Source organism: Streptomyces sp. NPDC000594 (assembly GCF_040299965.1).
In the GTDB taxonomy this organism is placed as follows: Bacteria; Actinomycetota; Actinomycetes; order Streptomycetales; family Streptomycetaceae; genus Streptomyces.
In genome coordinates this window covers 58,607-76,669 of record NZ_JBEPCY010000012.1, presented here as the reverse complement: position 1 = coordinate 76,669, position 18,063 = coordinate 58,607, and the positions used below count along the sequence as shown (strand labels likewise).

Genomic DNA, 18,063 nt, shown 5'->3' with positions numbered 1-18,063 from the left:
TACGGGGATCCGGTGGTGGTCCCCCGCCCGGCGGGGCGGGGCCCTGAACGGGCGGAGACCCGGCGGTCCCGCGCCGATGCCGGAGGGCCTGCCCCGGCCCGTGCCCGGAGTGGCGACCGCGTTCGGCCCCGGCGCGGAGTCGGCGTCGGGGGCCCCGTTCGCGGCCGGTGCGATGCCCGTGCCGGGGGCGGGGTCCGGGGTGGCGAGCGCGACCGGATCCGGGGCGGGCCCTGGGCCCGGGGCCGTGCCCCATGCCGTACCCGTGTCGGGGACCGGATCCCCGCAGGTGTCGGATGCCTTGTCCGTGCCCGCGTCCGGTGCGATGGCCGTGCCGGGGGCGGCGAGTGCGTTGGGGCCCGGGGCGGGCCCTGGGCCCGGGGCCGTGCCCGTACCGGCGTCGGAGTCCGTGCCCGCGTCCGGAGCGGCCGGTGTGTTCGGCCCCGGCGCGGAGTCCGTGCCGGGCGCCCCCTGCGCGGCCGGTGCGATGCCCGTGCCGGGGGCGGGGTCCGGGGTTGTACCCGTGACCGTCCCGCCGTTGGCGCCAGGTGCCTCGCCCGGGTCCGTGCCGGGAGCCGCACCCGTACCGGTGCCGGGCGGGGCAGCGCCCGTACCCGGGGACGTGCCCCTCTCCGGAGCCGCGAGCGCGCTCGCACCCACGCCGGGGGCCGTGCCCGTGGCCCTGTCCGGGGACCCGGCCACCGGAGCGGCGCCCGTGCCGGGGGCCCCCTCCGGGTCCGGGCCGGAGGTCGGTGTGCCGGAGGCCGGGGGGCGGCTCGGGAACGTCCTCGCGCGGGCCGCCGCCGTCACCGCCGGGCTGACCGTCGCCGGGGCCGCCCTCGGGCTCGTACGCGACCAGACCATCGCCCAGATCTACGGCGCCAGCACCGACAGCGACGCCTTCCTCATCGCCTGGACCGTCCCCGAGATGGCCGCGACCCTCCTCATCGAGGACGCCATGGCGCTGCTCCTCGTCCCCGCGTTCAGCCATGCCATCGCCGCCCGCGCGGCCCGCACGCACACCGGCGACCCCGTACGGGAACTGCTCCGTACCACCTTCCCCCGCTTCCTCGCCGTGCTCACCGCCGCCACCGGCGCCCTCGTCGTCCTCGCCCCCCAGTTCGTCCACGCCCTCGCCCCCGGCTTCCCCGAACCCGCGCTCGCCGTCGACTGCACCCGCCTCACCGCGCTGACCGTCCTCACCTACGGACTCGCCGGATACTTCAGCGCCGCCCTCCGCGCCCACGGCCGCTTCCTGCCGCCCGCCTCCGTCTACATCGCCTCCAATGTCGGCATCATCGGCACGGCGCTCCTCCTCAACTCCTTCTGGGGGGTACGGGGCGCCGCGACCGGGGTGGCCGTCGGCGGGCTGCTGATGGTCCTGGTCCAGCTCCCCTCGGTGCTGCGCCATGTCGCCCCGCCCCGGCGCACGGGGCTCACGGGCCGCAAGGGACGCACGGGACATCTGAGGGAGGCGCTGCGCGGGCTCGGGAGGCGCCCGCGCCCGCCCGCGGTCCCCCTCGTCGGCCTCGCCCTCCTCGCCCCCATCGTGCTCTTCGCCATCAGCCGGCAGGCCCAGGTCCTGGTCGAACGCCATCTCGCCTCCGCACTCCCCGGCGGGGCGATCTCCCATCTCAACTACGCCCAGAAGATCGCGCAGATGCCGATGGTGCTCTCCCTGATGTTCTGCACCGTCACCTTCCCCGTCGTCGCCCAGGCGGTGGCGGAGGGCGACCACGAACGCGCCCGCAGCCGGGTCGAACACGACCTCGCCCTCGCCGGACTCGTCGTCCTCCTCGGCACCGCGATCGTCTTCGGCTGCGCCCCGCAGATCGTCGAGGTCCTCTTCGAACGCGGCGCCTTCGACCACCACGACACCGGGGCCACCGCCTCCGTCATGCGGGTCTACGCCCTCGGGCTCATCGGCCACACCCTCGTCGGCGCGCTCGGCCGCCCCTTCTTCTCCTCCGGGCGGCCCACCTGGTTCCCCGCCGCCGCGATGGCCGTCGGACTCGCCGTCACCATCGGCGCGGGCGCCCTCACCGTCGACGCCCTCGGGATCCACGGCATCGCCGCCGCCAACGCCGCCGGGATCTGTGTCACCGCCGTGCTGCTGCTGCGCGGGCTCGGCCCCCGGGTCGTCGCCGTCGAGGTGCGCGCCGTCACCCTCACCCTCGCCCGGCTCGCCGCGGCCACCACCGCGGGGGCCGCCGCCGGGCTGCTGGTCGCCCCGCTGACCGGCGCGGCGCTCCCGGGCCTGGTGCTCGGCACGGCCGCGGTGACCGCCGCCTTCGCCGCCACCGGGCACGCCGTGCGCGCCCCGGAGGTCGTCCATCTGCTGGCCCTCGCCCGACGGAGGTTCCGCCATGTCCGCTGAGACCGTGACCGCCGCCGCGCCCCCCGCCGGCCCGGCACCCGCCGGCCGCGCGGGGCTCGTGGCCCGGGGCGAGCGCACCCGCCGCCGGCCGTGGATCCTGATGTACCACGCCGTCGCCGACCCCGGTGACGACCCGTACGGCATCACGGTCTCCCCCGCGCGGCTCGACCGCCAGCTGCGCGCGCTGACCCGGATGGGGCTCACCGGGGTCACCGTCGCCACCCTGCTGCGCGCCCGCGCCGAGGGCCGGGACCGGGGTCTGGTCGGCCTCACCTTCGACGACGGATACACCGACTTCACCGAGGAGGCGCTGCCGCTGCTGCGGCGGCACGGCTGCACGGCGACCCTCTTCGTCCTGGCCGGGCGGCTCGGCGGGCGCAACGACTGGGACCCGGCGGGGCCGCGCCGGTCCCTGGTGGACGAGCGCCATCTGCGGACCGCGCTCGCGGCGGGTACGGAGATCGGCTCGCACGGGCTGTACCACGTCGATCTGACCACCGTCGGGGACGACCTCCTCGCCGACGAGACCGTACGCAGCCGGGCCTGGCTGCGGGAGCTGACCGGTACCGCGCCGAGCGGGTTCTGCTATCCGTACGGGACGGTGAACCTCCGGGCCCGCGCGGCGGTACGGGCCGCCGGATACGGCTATGCCTGTGCCATCCGCCCGCCCGCGCCGGGAGACGGGAGCGGACCGGGAGACGGGAGCGGACCGGGGGACGGGAGCGGACCGGAGGATCCGTACGCCCTGCCCCGGACCCATGTCAGCCAGGCCGACCGGGTCCTGCGGCTCCGGGTGAAGCGGCTGCGTCACCGGCTGGGGGCGTGAGGGCCGATGAGGGCGCTGCATGTCATCACCGGGCTGGGTGTGGGCGGGGCGGAGCAGCAGTTGCGGCTGCTCCTGCGCCATCTGCCGCTGGAGTGCGAGGTGGTGACCCTGACCAACCCGGGCGCGGTCGCGGAGGGGCTGCGCGCGGACGGGGTACGGGTGCATCACCTCGGGATGCGCGGCAACCGCGATCTGCGGGCCCTGCCCCGGCTCACCGCGCTGATCCGGCGGGGGCGGTACGACCTGGTCCACACCCATCTGTACCGGGCGTGTGTGTACGGTCGGGTCGCCGCGCGGATGGCGGGGGTACGGGCCACCGTGGCCACCGAGCACTCGCTCGGCGAGTCGGAGATCGAGGGGCGCCCGCTCACCGGGGCCGCGCGGGCGCTCTATCTGGGGACGGAACGGCTGGGGTCGGCCACGGTCGCCGTCTCGCACACGGTGGCGGGCCGGCTGCGGGCCTGGGGGGTCGCGGGGGAACGGATCCATGTCGTCCCCAATGGGATCGACGCGGCGCGCTTCCGCTTCGACCCCCGGGCACGGGCCGCCGTCCGGGCCGCGCTCGGCATCCCGGACGGGGCGTTCGCGGTGGGCGGGGTCGGCCGGCTGGTGCCGGGGAAGCGGTTCGACGCGGTCGTCCGGGCGGTGGCGGTGCTGCCGGGCACGGTGCTGCTGATCGCCGGGGACGGGCCGGAACGCCCCGCGCTGGAGGCCCTGGCGGTCCGGCTGGGGGCGGGCGACCGGATCCGCTTCCTGGGCGAGTGCGCCCCGGAACCACCCCCGGCGCGCCCCGCCCCCGGTCCTGCCCCCGGTCCCGTCGCCGGTCCCGCCGGATGCGGGGGACCCCGGGTGCCCGGCGGCTGTCCGTCCCATGCGTCCGGGTGCGGCGGGCCCCGGGCTGCGGTGCGGCACCCGGGGCGCGGCGGGCCGGGATCCGCCCGGCCCAACGGGCGGCGGGCCGCACCCGGCGGCTCCGTGCCGAGTGTGCCCGCGCTGCTGTCGGCCGTGGACGTCTTTGTCTCCGCCTCCCGGGAGGAGGCCTTCGGTCTCGCCGTGGTGGAGGCCCTCGCCGCCGGGCTGCCGGTCCTCCACGGGCCCTGCCCCGCCGTGGAGGACCTCCCCGGCGACCAGGCCCCGGGCGCCCGCCGGGTCGACACCTCCCCGGCGGGCCTCACGGCGGCCCTCCGCGACGAACGGACCCGCGCCCCCCGCCGCCTGGAGGTCCCGCCCGCCGTCCGCCACTACGACATCGCCCACGGCGGCGCCCGCCTGACCGAGCTGTACACCCGCCTCACCACCACCCCCCGCACCCGCCGCCCCCACCCTCGCCGCGCCCTGGCCCCGCCGGACCCCACCACCGCGCCCGACCCGGGCGCCGTGGCCGCCCCGATCGCTCCGGCGGACCGGTCCGGCAGGGCGGGCTCCGCCGCGTGGGGCACGACCGCTGGGGCGGACACGAGCGCCTTGGCGGAGGGCCGCGCTGCCGTGACGCCCTCGACCGCCGCGCCGGGGGCGACCGCAGTGGGCACCCCGCTTGCCATGGCGGTGCCCGCCGCCGAGGGTGCCCTGTCCGCCCGCGCGGACCCGACGGCCGTGGGTGATCCGGCCCCCGTGAGGGGCCCCGCGACCGTCGTGGAGCTGCCCGCTGTGGCAGACGCGGATGCCCTGGCGGGCCCGACGGTCGCGGCGTACCGCGCTGCCGCGCCGCCCCCGACCGCCGTGGCCGAACCGGCCGTTGTGGTGGACCCCACCGCAGTACCGGGGGCGACCGCCGTGGGTGACCCGCCCGTGGCCGAGGCGACCGTCCCGGGCGATCCCGTCCCCGCGAGGGCGCCCACCGCCGGGGCGCGGACCGGCGCGGGGCGCCCGGCCGGACCCGGGGGACACACCGCTGGGACCCGTACCGACGACGTAACGGAAACGACCGACCCGACCGGGAGAGCACGCACATGACCGACACCAACGAGCAGGAGACCACCGCCCCCCGCGAGAAGCGGCGCCTGCGGGCGCGGATCGGCGCGGTGCTGCGCTGGTGGCCGCTGCCCGTCTGCGCGTTCGCGGGGGCCGCCGCCGGGGTCGGGTACGGGGTGGTCGTGCCGCCCCAGTACGCCGCCACCAGCTATGTCGTCGCCGTGCCCACCAAGGACGCCCCCGCCGGCGCGGCGCTCGGCTTCGCGCAGGCGTACGGGCGGATCGCCACCAGCGACTCCACCATCGCCTACGCGCGGGTCGCCGCCGGGCTCCCCGCCAAGGTGCTGCGGACCCGGGTGCGCGCCGAGACCTCGCCCGACTCGCCGATGATCGCGATCACGGGGACCTCACGGCGGCCCGCCGAGGCCGCCGATATCGCCAACGCCGTCGCGGACGCCGTCTTCGTGAGCGGCAATCAGGTCACCAAGAGCACCGGTGTCCAGCTCGTCGGCTTCTCGCAGGCCATCCCGCCCCGGGAGCCCGTCTCGGCCGGGCCGCGCCTCGGCGCGGTCGTCGGCTGTGCGGCGGGCGGCCTGATCGGCGGGCTGGTGCTGCTGATCCGGCCGCGCCCCCGGCCCCGGCCCGCCGCCGTGCCGCTGCCCGCCCCGGCCGGGGCGGGCGACGCCGTCGCGCGGGAGCGGGTCTGATGGGGGAAGCGGGGGCGGGGCTGCGGGTCACCCTCTGCCGGGACCCGCACGCCTTCGCCCGGCTGCGGCCCGAGTGGGACGCCCTCCAGCGGCGCTGCTCCAGCGCCACCCCGTTCCAGAGCCATGCCTGGCTGGAGTCCTGGTGGCTCGCGTACGGGGCCCGGGGACGGCTGCGGACGGTCCTGGTCCGCCTCGACGGCCGGCTGATCGCCGCCGCCCCGCTGATGCTGGTCCACCGGCCGCTGCCGCTGCTGGTGCTCCTCGGGGGCGCCGTCTCCGACTACGGGGACGTCCTCGTGGACGACGCCCACCAGGGGTGCGGCGCCGCCGCGCTCGCCCGGGGGCTCGGGCGGGCCGCCCGCCATGCCGTGATCGATCTGCGCGAGGTCCGGCCCGGCGCCGCCGCCGAGGCGCTCTACGCCAGCTGGCCCGGCGGCAAACGGCGGCTGCCCGACTCGGTCTGTCTCGAACTGCCCGCCGTCCCCATGGACGAGCTGGTGAAGCGGCTCGCCGCCAAGCCCGCCCAGCGGGTACGGGCCAAGCTCCGCCGGATCGACGCCCTGGGCATCGAACCCCGCCCGGTGCCCCGGGAGGAGATCCCGGAGGCGGTCGGACGGCTGCTGCGGCTCCATGAACTCCAGTGGCGGGGGCGCGGGGTGACGGTGGAGCATCTGCGCCCCCGCTTCGCCGAGCATCTCACCCGGGCGGCCTGCCGCATGGCCCCGGACGGGGACGCCGTCCTGACCGAGTACCGGTGCGGCGGCGAGGTGGTGGCGGCCAGTGTCGCCCTGGACTCCGCCGCGCTGACCGGCGGTTATCTCTACGGTGCCGATCCGGCGCTGCGCGAGCGGAAGGTCGATGTGACGGCGATGCTGCTGCGCCAGGAGGCGGACCGGGCGGCCCGCTCGGGGCGGCGGACGCTCAGCATGCTGCGCGGCCGGGAGCCGTACAAGAGCCACTGGCACCCCGAGGAGGTGGGCAATCAGCGGCTGCTGCTGGCCCCGGCGGCGCTGGAACCGGCGCTGCGGCTGCACGCGGCCCGCGCCGCCCTGCGGGACCGTGCCGCACGGACCGTACGGGCCCGGCTGCCCGCCGCCGAGGAGTGGCGGGCCCGCGTCGGCGATCTGCGGGCCGCCCGCCACCGTCCCCGGGAGTAGCCGGTGTCACCGCCCCGGGGTCGTCTCCCGCCACCAGATGAAGGAGCCGCCGACGAACGGGGGCAGCTCGACACAGAAGCTCTCCGGGTCGATCCACCGGGAGAGCCAGGGCCCGAGGGCCACCGGTACGCACCAGCGCCGTGAGTTCAGCTGCCGGGCCGTCACGCCCGGCGCGGCGGCCGGCGGCACCGGCTTCGGATCGGGCTTGAGCAGGCCGGGTGCCAGGGGTGCCGGTCCGGTCGCCGGGGCCGCCGCCGGGAGGCCCGCCGTGCCCGAGGGGTCCGTCGGCGTCGGTGCGGTCACGGAGGGTGTCGTCCGGGCGGGCTGCGGCGTTGGAGTCGAGGGCGGTACGGACGGCCTGACCGGAGGGAGCACGGCGGGTGGCGCCGACGGAGGTACGGATGGCGGAACGAGCGGTGGCGCGGAGAGCTGGGCCGCCGGGGTCACGGCCGCCGGCGGGGCGGTACGGGTGGGCCCCGGCGCGGCCACCGGGACCGGATGCGGCGTCGGCGTCGATGTCGGTGCCGAGGACAGCGCCGGTGTCGGGGTCGGGGTCGCGGTGGGAGTCGGCACCGGGCTCGGAGTCGGAGTCGGAGTCGGTGTCGGGAGCGGGAGCGCCGGGGCCGGGAGCGTCTGGACCGTGGCCGGGGCCGACGACGGCCCCGGCGCGCCGGGCCCGCCCGCCGGGACAGGCTCCGCCGCCCCGGGCAGCGGGACCTCTCCCGGCGTCACCCCGGGGACCGGCGTCGGCGCCACCGGACTCGGCACCACCGGCGCCACCGGGGACACCGGCGTCACCGTGACCGGCTTCGCCAGCATCTCGTGGAACACTCGTGACGATTTGGGGTTGTCATCGCACTGCCAGACACCATGCGGACAGTAATCCGTGATGGTCTGATAAAGCGGCCTGTGCCGCTCGATCCACTCCAGCATTCCCCGCATGTAATCGGGGTTGTCGCCATTGCGGAACAACCCCCACTCCGGATAGGAGATCTCCTTGTTGTGCGCCCTGGCGAATGCCACCTGATCGTGGAGCCCGAAGGGAGTCGACGCCTGTTCCTCAAAAGTCCGGCCCGGTGCCTGGTCGTACGAGTCCATACCGATGATGTCCACGACGTCGTCACCCGGGTAACACAGGGTCCAGGGCACCGCGTCCCGCCCCCGATTGGGTGCGAAATCAAAACGGAACCGCTGCCCCGGAACGGAACGCATCGCGGTGACCGCCCGCCGCCAGTACATGCGCCACGCCCGGGGGTCCGGTCCGCAGCGATGCGTATAGGTGGTGCCGTTCATCTCCCAGCCCAGCACGATCACCGTGTCCGGCACCCCGAGCGAGACCAGCCGCTCGCCCAGCGCCCGGAAGTGGTGGTCGAAGCGGCCCGCCGCGCCCGCCCGCAGCTTCCAGCGGACCAGCCAGTCCGGGACCCGGGCCTCGTTCCGGTCGAGCATCGGGACGTTCAGGACGAAGAGCCGGTCCGCCGCCTCCTGCCGCCAGCGCGCCCAGTCCGCCAGGAAACCGAGCCCTCCCTCGATGTTGCTCCAGCGGTCACCGGGCAGATAGGTGTGCCCGACCCGCAGTTCCCGGCCCCCCAGCCATTGCGAGAGCTGGTTCATCCGGAGCACCCCGGCGGGCCCGTAATCGAGATAGGCGCCCATCGCGACCGTTGACGCGCCGCGTGGCGCCCGGGTATTCACCGTATCGGGTTGGGTGACCCCCGCCGCCTGCTGGGTGAATACGGCTCCGGAGGCCAGCAGGCCGATGGCGACGGGCCCGACGCAGACAGTGGTGAGACGACGGCGACGACGGGCCATGGTGTTCCTCCTTGAGGAGCTCGGAAAGCGCAGCAAGCACAGAAAGCACAGCAAGCACGGAAAGCTGTCCGGGTCGGTGTGTGCCGCCACAGAAAAACGGCATCAGGTCGACCGTATGAAGTAATTCCTACTTATGCGCAGATTGACAGCGCTGACAGCACGTCAGTACCCCATTCGCGTCATCGGCCGGGCCCGTCCCGGCCGGGAACAGATGAGAAAGGCAGTGACGCCGATGCCGCCCGTCGGATCCCCGGCTCCGGCCGGAGCGCCCTTTGACTCCGGGGTCCCCGCACTGGTGCTCCGCCTCGACCGCAACCCGTTCCACCACGGCACCCTGGGCGCGGTCAGAACCCTGGGCCGGGCCGGTGTCGAGGTGCACGCCGTGGTCGAGTCGGCGGCGAGCCCGGTCACCCGCTCCCGCCATCTCCGCGCCGCGCACCCCGTACCCGGACTCCTCCCGGCGGCCGGCCCGGCGGGCGCGGCGGGCCGGGGCGGGCGCGGGGCCATCGGGCCCGAGGAGACCGTAACCCTGCTGCGCCGGGTCTCCGAACGCATCGGCCGGCCCGCCGTCCTGATCGCCATGGACGATCTGAGCGCCGTCCACACCGCCGAGGCCGCGGGCCGGCTCGGCGACCGCTTCCTGCTGCCCGCCCAGCCCCCCGGGCTGCCCGGACTCCTCGCCGACAAGGCGGCGCTCGCGGCGGTCTGCGCGGCGGCCGACATCCCGCACCCCGCCGGTCTGCTGATCGCCGGGGCGGACGACGTGCCCGGCGCGGTCCGCCGGCTGGGGCTGCCGCTGGTGGCGAAGTGGAGCCGCCCCTGGCTGCTCCCGGCCGCGACCGGGCTGCGCAGCACCACCGTGGTCCGCACCCCGGCGGCGGTACGGGCGCTCTGCGCACGGGCCGGGGCGGCGGGCAGCGCCCTGCTCCTCCAGCGCTATCTCCCCGACGGGCCGGACACGGACTGGTTCTTCCACGGCTGCTTCGGCGGCGGCGCCGACCCGGTCCTGCTGGCCGGGGGCAGCGGGCGCAAGGAGCTGTCCTGGCCGCCCCGGGCCGGGCTCACCGCGAAGGGCAGGTGGGAGCACCGCCCGGAGCTGGCCGCCGCCGCGCTCCGGCTGGTCTCCCATGTCGGCTACCGGGGCATCCTGGATCTCGACTTCCGGCGGGACCGGGCGACGGGGGTGCTCCAGCTGCTGGACGCCAACCCCCGGCCCGGGGCGCAGTTCCGGCTCTTCGCGGGGTCCGGCGGGGCGCCGGGCGGCGGCGGACCGGAGCTGGATGTGGTCCGGGCGCTCTATCTCGACCTCACCGGGCGGCCCGTCCCGGCGCACGCCGCCCGCCCCGGCCGGGTCTTCGTCGCGGAGAACTACGCCCTGCTGTCGGCGCTCGCGTCGGTACGCGGCCGGGGGCCGGCCGTGTGGCGGCGCGCCCTGCGGGCCCCGGTGCCGGGCGGTGGGCGGCCCGGCACCGAGACGGCCTGGTACGCGGCGGACGACCCCGGGCCGTTCCTCGCCATGGCGCGGGCCTGGGTCGCCCGGGGCACCGCCAAGGCCGCCGACCGGCTGCGGCCCGCCCCGACCGGCCCGTCGTCCGGCCCTCTCCCCGTCGCCGTCCCCGTGCCTTCCGGCCCCGGCCCCGGCCCCGGCCCTGCTGCCGGTGCCGGTGCCGGTGCTGGGCCTGTGCCGCACGCCTCCGTGCCCGCTCCGGCGACCGCCGACGTGGCCGCCCGCCCCCGGTGAGGCTCCGGCCGGACGGCCCCCGGACCCGTACCCGTACCCCCATATCCCCGTACCCCTGTACCCCCGTGCTTTCTCCCTCCCGGGAGCCCCGGCGCCCCGGTGCTCCCACCCCGACCGACCGAAGGAACGGACCCACCATGTACGACCTGGCAGTGATCGGCGCCGGCCCCTACGGGCTCTCCATCGCGGCGCACGCGGCAGCCGCCGGACTGAGCCTCAAGGTCTTCGGCAGGACCATGGCCTCCTGGCGGGACCATATGCCCGAGGGCATGTTCCTCAAGTCGGAACCCTGGGCGTCCCATCTCTCCGACCCGTCCGGCGCCCACACCCTCGGCCACTTCAGCGAGGAGCACGGGTTCGAGGCGGTGCACGGGCGTCCGCTGCCCGTCGCCGCCTTCACCGAGTACGGGATGTGGTTCGCCGAGCACGCCGTGCCCGGGGTCGACGAACGGACCGTCGTCCGGGTGGCGCCCGCCGGGAACGGCTTCGGGATCGAGACCGCCGACGGTGAGCGCGTGCTCGCCCGTACCGCCGTCCTCGCCGTGGGGGTGATGCCCTTTGTCACCGTCCCCGCCCAGCTCGCCGGGTTGCCCCCGACGCTGGCCTCCCACAGCAGCGGCCACCGGGACCTCAGCTGCTTCCGGGGGCTGGACGTCACCGTGCTCGGCGCCGGGCAGGCGGCCCTGGAGACCGCGACCCTCCTGGCCGAACAGGGCGCCCGGCCCCGGCTGGTGGCCCGCCGCGCCCGGCTGAACTGGAACACACCGCCCGAACCGCTCCAGCGCGGCCCGCTGCGGACCCTGCGGACCCCGCACAGCGGTCTGGGCACCGGCTGGTCCAGCTGGGTCTGGTCGGAGGCGCCCTGGGCGGTACGGCAGCTGCCCGGGTCGGCCCGGCAGCACATCGCCAGGACCGCGCTGGGCCCGGCGGGGGCCTGGTGGCTGAGGGACCGTTACGAGCGGCGGGTGCCCGCGCTCCTCGGCCACGGGCTGCGCAGCGCCGAGGCCCGGGGCGGCGGGGTGGTGCTCCGGCTGAACACTCCGGGCGGCGGGGCGATGACGGTGGAGACCGACCATGTGATCGCCGCGACCGGCTTCACGCCGGATCTGGCCCGGCTGGATCTGCTGGACACCTCGCTGCGGCGGACCATCATCACCACGGCGGGTGGCGGGCGGGCGCCCGAGCTGAGCGCCGGTTTCGAGTCCTCCTGCCCGGGCCTCTTCTTCGCCGGGCTGCTGACGGCGCCCTCCTTCGGCCCGGCGATGCGCTTTGTGCACGGGGCCACCTTCACCGCGCACCGGCTGGTCACGGGGGTGCGCAGGCGGCTGCGGGCCAGGACGGCGGTACGGCTGCCGAGGCCCGCGACGCCCGCCTTCGTCTCCCCGGGGTCGGGCTCCCCGGGCTCGGTGCGCAAGGGCTGAGCCGCCCGGTGCACGGGCCGGGCCGCTCCAGGCGACCCGGCCCACCCGGGTGCGTCGTTACGGGTGCGGTCGTTACGGGTGTGTCGTCACGGGCCCGGGTGCGGGCGCACGGCGGTCACCACCGGCCGGGGGGACGCGGTGCGGCCGGGCGGCGCAGCAGCTCCGGGTAGCGGATCAGCCGCGCCCACTCCCGGTCGGGCACCCCGGGCAGGGTACGGCCGGAGCCGGCCCACTCCCGGGCCAGCCGTTCGTAGATGGGGCTCTCGTCGCGCCCGGCGGGCCGGGGGGCGGCGGGGGAAGGGCCCTGGGGTCGCCGAGGGGGGCGCTGCCCCGGGGCAGCGGGGGAAGTTCTCGCCATGCGTCGCCAACGGCCCGCGGTCCGGCGGCGTCACCGGCTCGCGGGGGGAGACCGGAAGCGCGGGGCGCCACCGGAGGCGCTCCGGAGTGAGCCGGTGCGCACCGTCCGCCCCCGGCCGCCTCCCCGCACGCTCCCGTACCTCTGCCCGCTCCCGTACCGCCGTGCGCTTCCGTACCGCCGTCCGCCCCGGTGTCCGCCCCGGTGTCCGCGGGCGCTCCGGGTGCTCCGGTGCGTCCCCCCGGGCGATACGGGGCACGACATGTGCGCGACACGGCGTCCAAGGGCCGCGCCGGGCGCCCGGGGTGGTGATGATACGGAAAACGGCCTGTCGGTCCACGGGGCCCGTACCGTCCGCCGGCCCGCCGGCCCGCTGAGGGGTACCCGTACCGCCGAGGGCCGGCCGTCTGCCCAAGGGGAGCGATGCGACACATGGCTTCGGCGCTGTTCCTGTCGGCGCTCGCGCTGGGGGCCACCGCCTGTCAGACCCTGCCCGGGCCCTTCGGCACCGCCGGGGAGCGCCCGGCGGCCCGGCCCGGTGCCGGGCGGCTCGACGCCAAGGGGCCCGGTGCGGTGGTCTGGGTCGGCGACCCGGTGGACCTTACGGGCTCCGGGTACGGGGAGCATCTGCGGCTCACGGTGACCGGTCAGGTCGACCCCGCGGTGACGGCCCGCGCCGCCGACCCGGGACCGGCCGCGGGGAAACGCCGGGTCGGCGCCCGGATCACCGCGCTCAACTTCGGCGGCCGGCCCTTCGACGCCTCCCGCGCCCGGGTTCGCGCCGAGGACACGGAGGGCCGCCGCCACCCCCCGGTCACCACCGGGACCCTGACGACGGGTCGCCCGCTGGCGTGGAGGACCCTGGCGGTCGGCGAGCAGCGCGACGGCTGGCTGGTCTTCGAACTCCCCGACCGCACCCGTCTCGCCCGCCTCCACGCCACCCTCGGCCCCCACCGGGCCACCTGGCAGCTCCGCTTTCCCCCGACCCGCTGACCTCGCCCGGGCGGATCGTCCGCCCGGGGTGCGCGGGTTCGCTCGGGTGCGCGGGGGTGCCCCCGGGCGGGTGAACGGGGTGCGGCGGGGCGGCGGGCCGGGGCTAGGGTGCCGAGCCATGACTCTTGCGCACTCCGCCGGAAGCACCGTCCACCGCGGCCATCTGGGCACGGTCTCGCTGCTCGCCTGGACCGGGGACCCGGGGGCCGGGTACGACACCCCGTATCTGCTGCTCTACTCGCTCGGCGACGGCGCGGCCGGACCCGAGGCCTCGGTCGCCGCCATGGCCGCGCTGATCCAGGAGGCCGGGCTGCGGACCGGCGGCGGAATGGTCGACGCCACCGCCCCCGGCTCCTCCTCGCCCGTACGGCTGCTGCTCCAGAGCGGGTACGCGGTCCTCAACCTCCCCGCGGTCAGCGCCCAGTGCCCCGCGCCGCCCGAGTGGCTGGACGCCGCCGCCCAGCGGGGCCACGCTCATCTGATCATCGGCAGTGTGCCCTGGCCGCAGGCGGTCCCCGGGCACCCCGTCACCGAGGAGATGCTCCACTCCTATGTCGGGCGCGAGGACATCCTGCTCGCCGCCGGACACGCCCTGGTGACCATCGGCCGACTGCGCTGACCTATCGCCCACAGCCCACAGCCCACGGCCAACAGCGCGGCCCCGGCCCGTCAGCCGGTGCCGAGGTCGAAGGGGAGCGCCCCCACCCGGTTGTCGAAACGGGAGTCCACCAGCCGCGCCGCCCCCGCCGCCCGGATCCCCGGCGCCCGGGTGAGCAGCGCCGAGAACAGCGCCTTCATCTCCTGCCGGGCCAGATGGACACCCAGACAGTGGTGCGGGCCCCCGCCCCCGTACCCCAGATGGGGGTTGGGGTCCCGGGTGATGTCGAAGGCGTCGGGGTCGTCGAAGACCCGTTCGTCGCGGTTGGCGGAGGCGTACAGCAGGACCACCTTCTCCCCCGGGTGGAACACCCGTCCGCCGAGCGTCCGTTCGCTCACCACCGTCCGCCGGAACTGGATGATCGGTGTGGAGTGACGGACGATCTCCTCCACCGCGCCGTCCGCGTACCGCCCGGGGTCCGACTCCAGCAGCGCCCGCTGCTCCGGATGGCGGGTCAGCAGGTCCAGCCCATGGGCGAGGGCGTTACGGGTGGTCTCCACCCCGGCCACCAGCAGCAGCGAGAAGAAGGCGCCCAGCTGCCGTGAGGTGAGCGCATCGCCGTCGACATCCGCCGTGACCAGCGCGGAGATCAGATCGTCCGTGGGCCGGCGGCGGCGCTCCCGGGCGAGCCGGCCCATCAGCCACTGGAGCCGGGCCAGCGCCCGCAGCCCGCTCCCGGGGATCCGCAGCCCGCGCCGGGCGACCCCCACATGCTCGGACGCGCCGTCGACCCGCCGGGCGATCCCCTCCCGGTACGGCTCCGGGATCCCCATCAGATCGCAGATGACCCCGAACGCCATCCGGGAGGCGACCGCGCTCACGAAGTCGCCGGGGCCCTCCCGTACCGCCTCCGCCACGATCCGGTCGGCCCGCTCGCGCACACTCTCCTCGGTGGCCGCCAGCAGCCGGGGGGTGAAGGCACGGGAGACGATCCGGCGCAGCGCCGCGTGGTCGGCGCCGTCCATGTTGACCATCGAGTTGCCGAAGAGCGCCTTGGCCCAGGGCGCGGGCTCGGGAACGGTGACCCCGGGGGCGCTGGCGAACTCCCGGGGCGAGCGGCTCGCCTCCCGTACATCGGCGTGGCGCACCAGCGCCCACCAGCCGGGCGGCGGACCGAAGCGGACCGGCGCGTCCAGGGAGCGCAGCCGGGCGAAGGCGATGAGCCGGCGGTCGCGGGGGAGCGCCCAGAAGGCCGGGTCACCGAGGTCGGCCAGGGCGGAGCGGGCGGGAGCGGGCACGGCGGGACCTCCTGGAGGGGGGCGGGGGCGCGGCCATGCTGGCCCACCCGGGCGCCCCCGCACCCCCGGCGCGGCCCGGGACGCGCGGGATTTACCCCCTTCGCGCGACCGCCGCGCGCCCGCGTGCACTGCTGCGGAGGGGGGAACTTTGCAGTGATTCCGCCGTCCGGCTCGTTGATGTCGGCGGAGGACCCGGCGACCACCGGCACGGTGGGGCGGTGCGGGACACCGAGCAGACATGAGGGGACAGAGGGACCGATGAAGTCGACAACGCGCGGGACTCTCGCGGCGGTACTGGCCTGTATGGCATCGGCGGTGGGCGCCGCGCCCGCCGTCGCGGGCACCTCGGTGCCGGTGATCCTGCCGCTGGAGAGTCTGGAGACGGTGGTGCCGATCCAGGCGCCAAAGCTGTCCACCGGGGTGCCCGTGCCGGTGCCCGGGGCGCCGGACGGGCCCCGGCACTCGCCCGGACGGCTGCTGCCCGAGCGGCTGCTGCCGCAGATCCCGCTCACCGCCGAGCTGCCCCGTACGGTCGCCGCGCTCCCCCTGGAGCACCCGCTCCAGGAGGGGAATCTGGGGGTGGCCACGCTCGCCTCGGTCGCCGAGGAGCTGTCGCTGACCTCGCCCGGTCTCGACCTGGGCGCGCCCGTCTCGGCGCCCCGCCCCGAGCTGGCCGGGCAGCCCACCCCGGTACTGCCGCAGGCCGCGTTGCTCACCCCGGCGCTCCAGGGGGCTCCCGGGGCGGCGCTGCTCTTCGGCTGAGCCGGGTCACCGGTACGGGTACGGGGCCGCCGCGCGCGCGGAGCCCGTACCCGTACCGCCGTACCCGCCGTCGCGCGGGAACCGCAGGAGCTGCGAGGACCGCGGGAACCACAGCGACCACCGGAAGGAGGGGCCCATGCGACCCCGTACCCGTACCCGCGCCCGCCGTGCCGTGCTGCGCGGGCTCTTCACCGTCTCGGTCCTGGGCGCCGCCGCGGGGGCGCTCTCCCCGCTCCTCGCCCACCGCACCGACGACACCGTCCGCGACGGGAGCGACACCACCGGCGACGGGGAGAGCCGCGACGACCGGGAGCGGCCGGACCCGGCGGCCCCCGGGTCCGAGCGCTTCGCCGAGATCTACCGGGGGCGGCGGATCGAGGGCGGGACGACCGTCCTCGTCCCGGCGGGCGGCGGCCCCGGCGCGGCCCGTGGCGCGCCCAGTGCCGAGGTGCGGATCGACGGCCGTCCGCTCCCGGTGCTGCGCCGCGCCGACGGCAGCTATCTGAGCGCGGTGGACCACTACGAGTCCCACCCGACCCTGCGCGCGCTGGCCCGCGCCGCCGTGGACGAGCTGGGACCGCAGCGGCTGGCGCTCACCCCTGCCCACGGCCACGGCCACTGAACCCCGGTCTCCGTCACCCGAACGAGCGACCTGACCGAGCGACCTGACCGAGCGACCTGAACCAGAGACCCGGCCGAGCGACCCGGCCGAGAGATCGGACCGAGCGACCCGAGGAGCGGACCCCGGTGCACATCCGCAAGAACCAGCGCGATCTCACCCCCGGCGAGAAGCGGCGGCTGATCGAGGCCGTGCTGGAGCTGAAGCGCAGGGGCGAGTACGACGAGTTCGTCCGGATGCACGGCGAGTTCTATGTCACCGACGCCGAGGCCCGGCCCCGGCCGGCCCATATGACCCCCTCGTTCTTCCCCTGGCACCGGCGGTATCTGCTGGAGTTCGAGCAGGCGCTCCAGCGGATCGACCCGTCGGTGACCGTCCCCTACTGGGACTGGACCGCCGACCGCTCGCCCGTCTCCTCCCTCTGGGCCGACGACTTCCTCGGCGGCACCGGGCGGATCGGCGACCGCCAGGTGATGGACGGCCCGTTCGCCCACCGCCATGGCGGCTGGCGGATCAACTCGCGCATCTCCGACGGCCGCTATCTCACCCGTAACCTCGGCCGCCCCTCGGATCCGCTCGCCCTGCCCACCCGTGCCGATGTGGACCGGGCCCTGGGGCAGCCGGTCTATGACGCACCGCCCTGGAACTCGACCGTGCGTTCGGGTTTCCGCAATGCGGTGGAGGGGTGGAACGTCGACGGGGAGCGCTGGCGCCTGCACAACCGGGTGCACCGCTGGGTGGGCGGGCTGATGACCGGCGCGACCTCCCCCAATGACCCGGTCTTCTGGCTCCACCACGCCTATATCGATCTGCTCTGGGTGCGCTGGCGCAGGGCCCACCCCCGGGCCGCCCCCTATCTGCCGCACACCCGGCTGCCCGCCGGGGACCCGCAGGCCGGGCGGATCTTCGCGCTGGACGATCCGATGCCGCCCTGGGACGTACGGCCCTCGGCGCTGCTGGACCACAGCCGTCTCTACCGGTACGCGTAGCACCGGGCCCCACCGGGCAGGGGTGACCGGGCCCGCCGGGCGGGGGCCGGAGACGAACGAGGTCCCCCCGTCCTGGGAGACGACGGGGGGACCTCGATGCTCGGGGTGGGTACCGCTCAGTGGCCGTAGGCCGGCTGCGGCGCGTCGGACGCGTTGACGCAGGTGTTGCCGAACGCCGGGTTGAGCAGCGCGATGATGTCAATGGTGTTGCCACAGACATTGACCGGGATGTGGACCGGCACCTGGACCAGGTTCCCCGACAGCACACCGGGCGAGCCCACGGCGGCGCCCTGCGCTCCGGCGTCGGCGACGGCCAGACCGGCCCCGCCGACCAGGAGGGCTCCCGAGCCCGCGATGACGGCGGCTGCCTTGGCGATACGCGACATCAGTTCTCCTTGCACTTTGGAAACACCAGCCACAGGACTTGCGGCCTTACGCTGCTTCAACGCCGCGACCCCCGGGCGGTAACGGCGGAAGGCGAAAGTGACCGCGCTTGCCGT

General features: G+C 76.3%; 15 protein-coding genes and 1 pseudogene. 12 read left to right on the top strand and 4 right to left on the bottom strand.

All coding sequences use genetic code 11. From position 1 onward, the window contains the following. Positions 1–484 precede the first annotated feature (484 nt). The 5 genes and pseudogenes from ABT354_RS18655 to ABT354_RS18635 all read left to right on the top strand — a co-directional run bounded on the left by ABT354_RS18655 (position 485) and on the right by ABT354_RS18635 (position 6,975). Entirely contained in the window at positions 485–2,374 is a 1,890-nt protein-coding gene (locus ABT354_RS18655) for a lipid II flippase MurJ (RefSeq protein ID WP_502983450.1), read from the top strand. Continuing rightward, positions 2,364–3,200: a polysaccharide deacetylase family protein gene (locus ABT354_RS18650; RefSeq protein WP_351494996.1), complete on the top strand. Its 837-nt coding sequence runs from the start codon at positions 2,364–2,366 to the stop codon at positions 3,198–3,200. Before ABT354_RS18655 ends, ABT354_RS18650 begins: the two co-directional genes overlap by 11 nt. Before the next feature lie 6 nt (positions 3,201–3,206). Next, positions 3,207–4,388: pseudogene (locus tag ABT354_RS18645) on the top strand (glycosyltransferase); the annotation flags it as partial. A 761-nt stretch (positions 4,389–5,149) separates the two neighbouring features. Beyond that, complete coding sequence (locus ABT354_RS18640; RefSeq protein ID WP_351494994.1) at positions 5,150–5,818, top strand: YveK family protein; 669 nt, start codon at positions 5,150–5,152, stop codon at positions 5,816–5,818. Next, positions 5,815–6,975: a GNAT family N-acetyltransferase gene (locus ABT354_RS18635; RefSeq protein WP_502983449.1), complete on the top strand. Its 1,161-nt coding sequence runs from the start codon at positions 5,815–5,817 to the stop codon at positions 6,973–6,975. Before ABT354_RS18640 ends, ABT354_RS18635 begins: the two co-directional genes overlap by 4 nt. Positions 6,976–6,981: 6 nt before the next feature. Here ABT354_RS18635 and ABT354_RS38085 read toward each other — a convergent pair whose 3' ends face one another. Further along, positions 6,982–8,787, bottom strand: a complete 1,806-nt coding sequence (locus ABT354_RS38085; RefSeq protein WP_502983443.1) for a glycoside hydrolase family 26 protein — start codon at positions 8,785–8,787, stop codon at positions 6,982–6,984. Between the two features lie 211 nt (positions 8,788–8,998). Here ABT354_RS38085 and ABT354_RS18625 point away from each other — a divergent pair, with 211 nt between their 5' ends. Both ABT354_RS18625 and ABT354_RS18620 read left to right on the top strand, forming a co-directional pair. Next, positions 8,999–10,528 carry an ATP-grasp domain-containing protein gene (locus ABT354_RS18625; protein ID WP_351494991.1) on the top strand — a complete coding sequence of 510 codons (1,530 nt, stop codon included), beginning with the start codon at positions 8,999–9,001 and terminating at the stop codon, positions 10,526–10,528. Between the two features lie 137 nt (positions 10,529–10,665). Beyond that, the gene (locus ABT354_RS18620; protein WP_351494989.1) at positions 10,666–11,949 is read left to right on the top strand and encodes an NAD(P)-binding domain-containing protein; all 1,284 of its coding nucleotides are present in this window, start codon (positions 10,666–10,668) and stop codon (positions 11,947–11,949) included. A gap of 115 nt (positions 11,950–12,064) precedes the next feature. On the opposite strand, the gene ABT354_RS18615 is transcribed toward ABT354_RS18620, so the two are convergent. Then, a complete protein-coding gene (locus ABT354_RS18615; protein ID WP_351494987.1) occupies positions 12,065–12,307 on the bottom strand; it encodes a hypothetical protein in 243 nt (80 codons plus the stop codon). A 429-nt stretch (positions 12,308–12,736) separates the two neighbouring features. Here ABT354_RS18615 and ABT354_RS18610 point away from each other — a divergent pair, with 429 nt between their 5' ends. Together ABT354_RS18610 and ABT354_RS18605 are read left to right on the top strand one after the other, a co-directional pair. Further along, the gene (locus ABT354_RS18610) at positions 12,737–13,297 is read left to right on the top strand and encodes a DUF4352 domain-containing protein (RefSeq protein WP_351494985.1); all 561 of its coding nucleotides are present in this window, start codon (positions 12,737–12,739) and stop codon (positions 13,295–13,297) included. A 118-nt stretch (positions 13,298–13,415) separates the two neighbouring features. After that, a complete protein-coding gene (locus tag ABT354_RS18605; protein WP_351494983.1) occupies positions 13,416–13,916 on the top strand; it encodes a DUF5949 family protein in 501 nt (166 codons plus the stop codon). 50 nt (positions 13,917–13,966) lie between these two features. On the opposite strand, the gene ABT354_RS18600 is transcribed toward ABT354_RS18605, so the two are convergent. Then, positions 13,967–15,193 (bottom strand): cytochrome P450, encoded by a 1,227-nt coding sequence (locus ABT354_RS18600; RefSeq protein WP_351494981.1) that lies wholly within the window; start codon positions 15,191–15,193, stop codon positions 13,967–13,969. A 258-nt stretch (positions 15,194–15,451) separates the two neighbouring features. Here ABT354_RS18600 and ABT354_RS18595 point away from each other — a divergent pair, with 258 nt between their 5' ends. From ABT354_RS18595 to ABT354_RS18585, 3 genes are all read left to right on the top strand, one after another. Next, positions 15,452–15,955, top strand: coding sequence for a hypothetical protein (locus tag ABT354_RS18595; RefSeq protein WP_351494979.1), 504 nt, complete (start codon positions 15,452–15,454; stop codon positions 15,953–15,955). 136 nt (positions 15,956–16,091) lie between these two features. Then, entirely contained in the window at positions 16,092–16,577 is a 486-nt protein-coding gene (locus ABT354_RS18590; RefSeq protein ID WP_351494977.1) for a tyrosinase family oxidase copper chaperone, read from the top strand. Positions 16,578–16,702: 125 nt separating this feature from the next. Next, positions 16,703–17,563 (top strand): tyrosinase family protein, encoded by an 861-nt coding sequence (locus tag ABT354_RS18585; protein ID WP_351494975.1) that lies wholly within the window; start codon positions 16,703–16,705, stop codon positions 17,561–17,563. A 116-nt stretch (positions 17,564–17,679) separates the two neighbouring features. On the opposite strand, the gene ABT354_RS18580 is transcribed toward ABT354_RS18585, so the two are convergent. Continuing rightward, complete coding sequence (locus tag ABT354_RS18580; protein WP_351494973.1) at positions 17,680–17,949, bottom strand: chaplin; 270 nt, start codon at positions 17,947–17,949, stop codon at positions 17,680–17,682. Positions 17,950–18,063 lie beyond the last annotated feature (114 nt).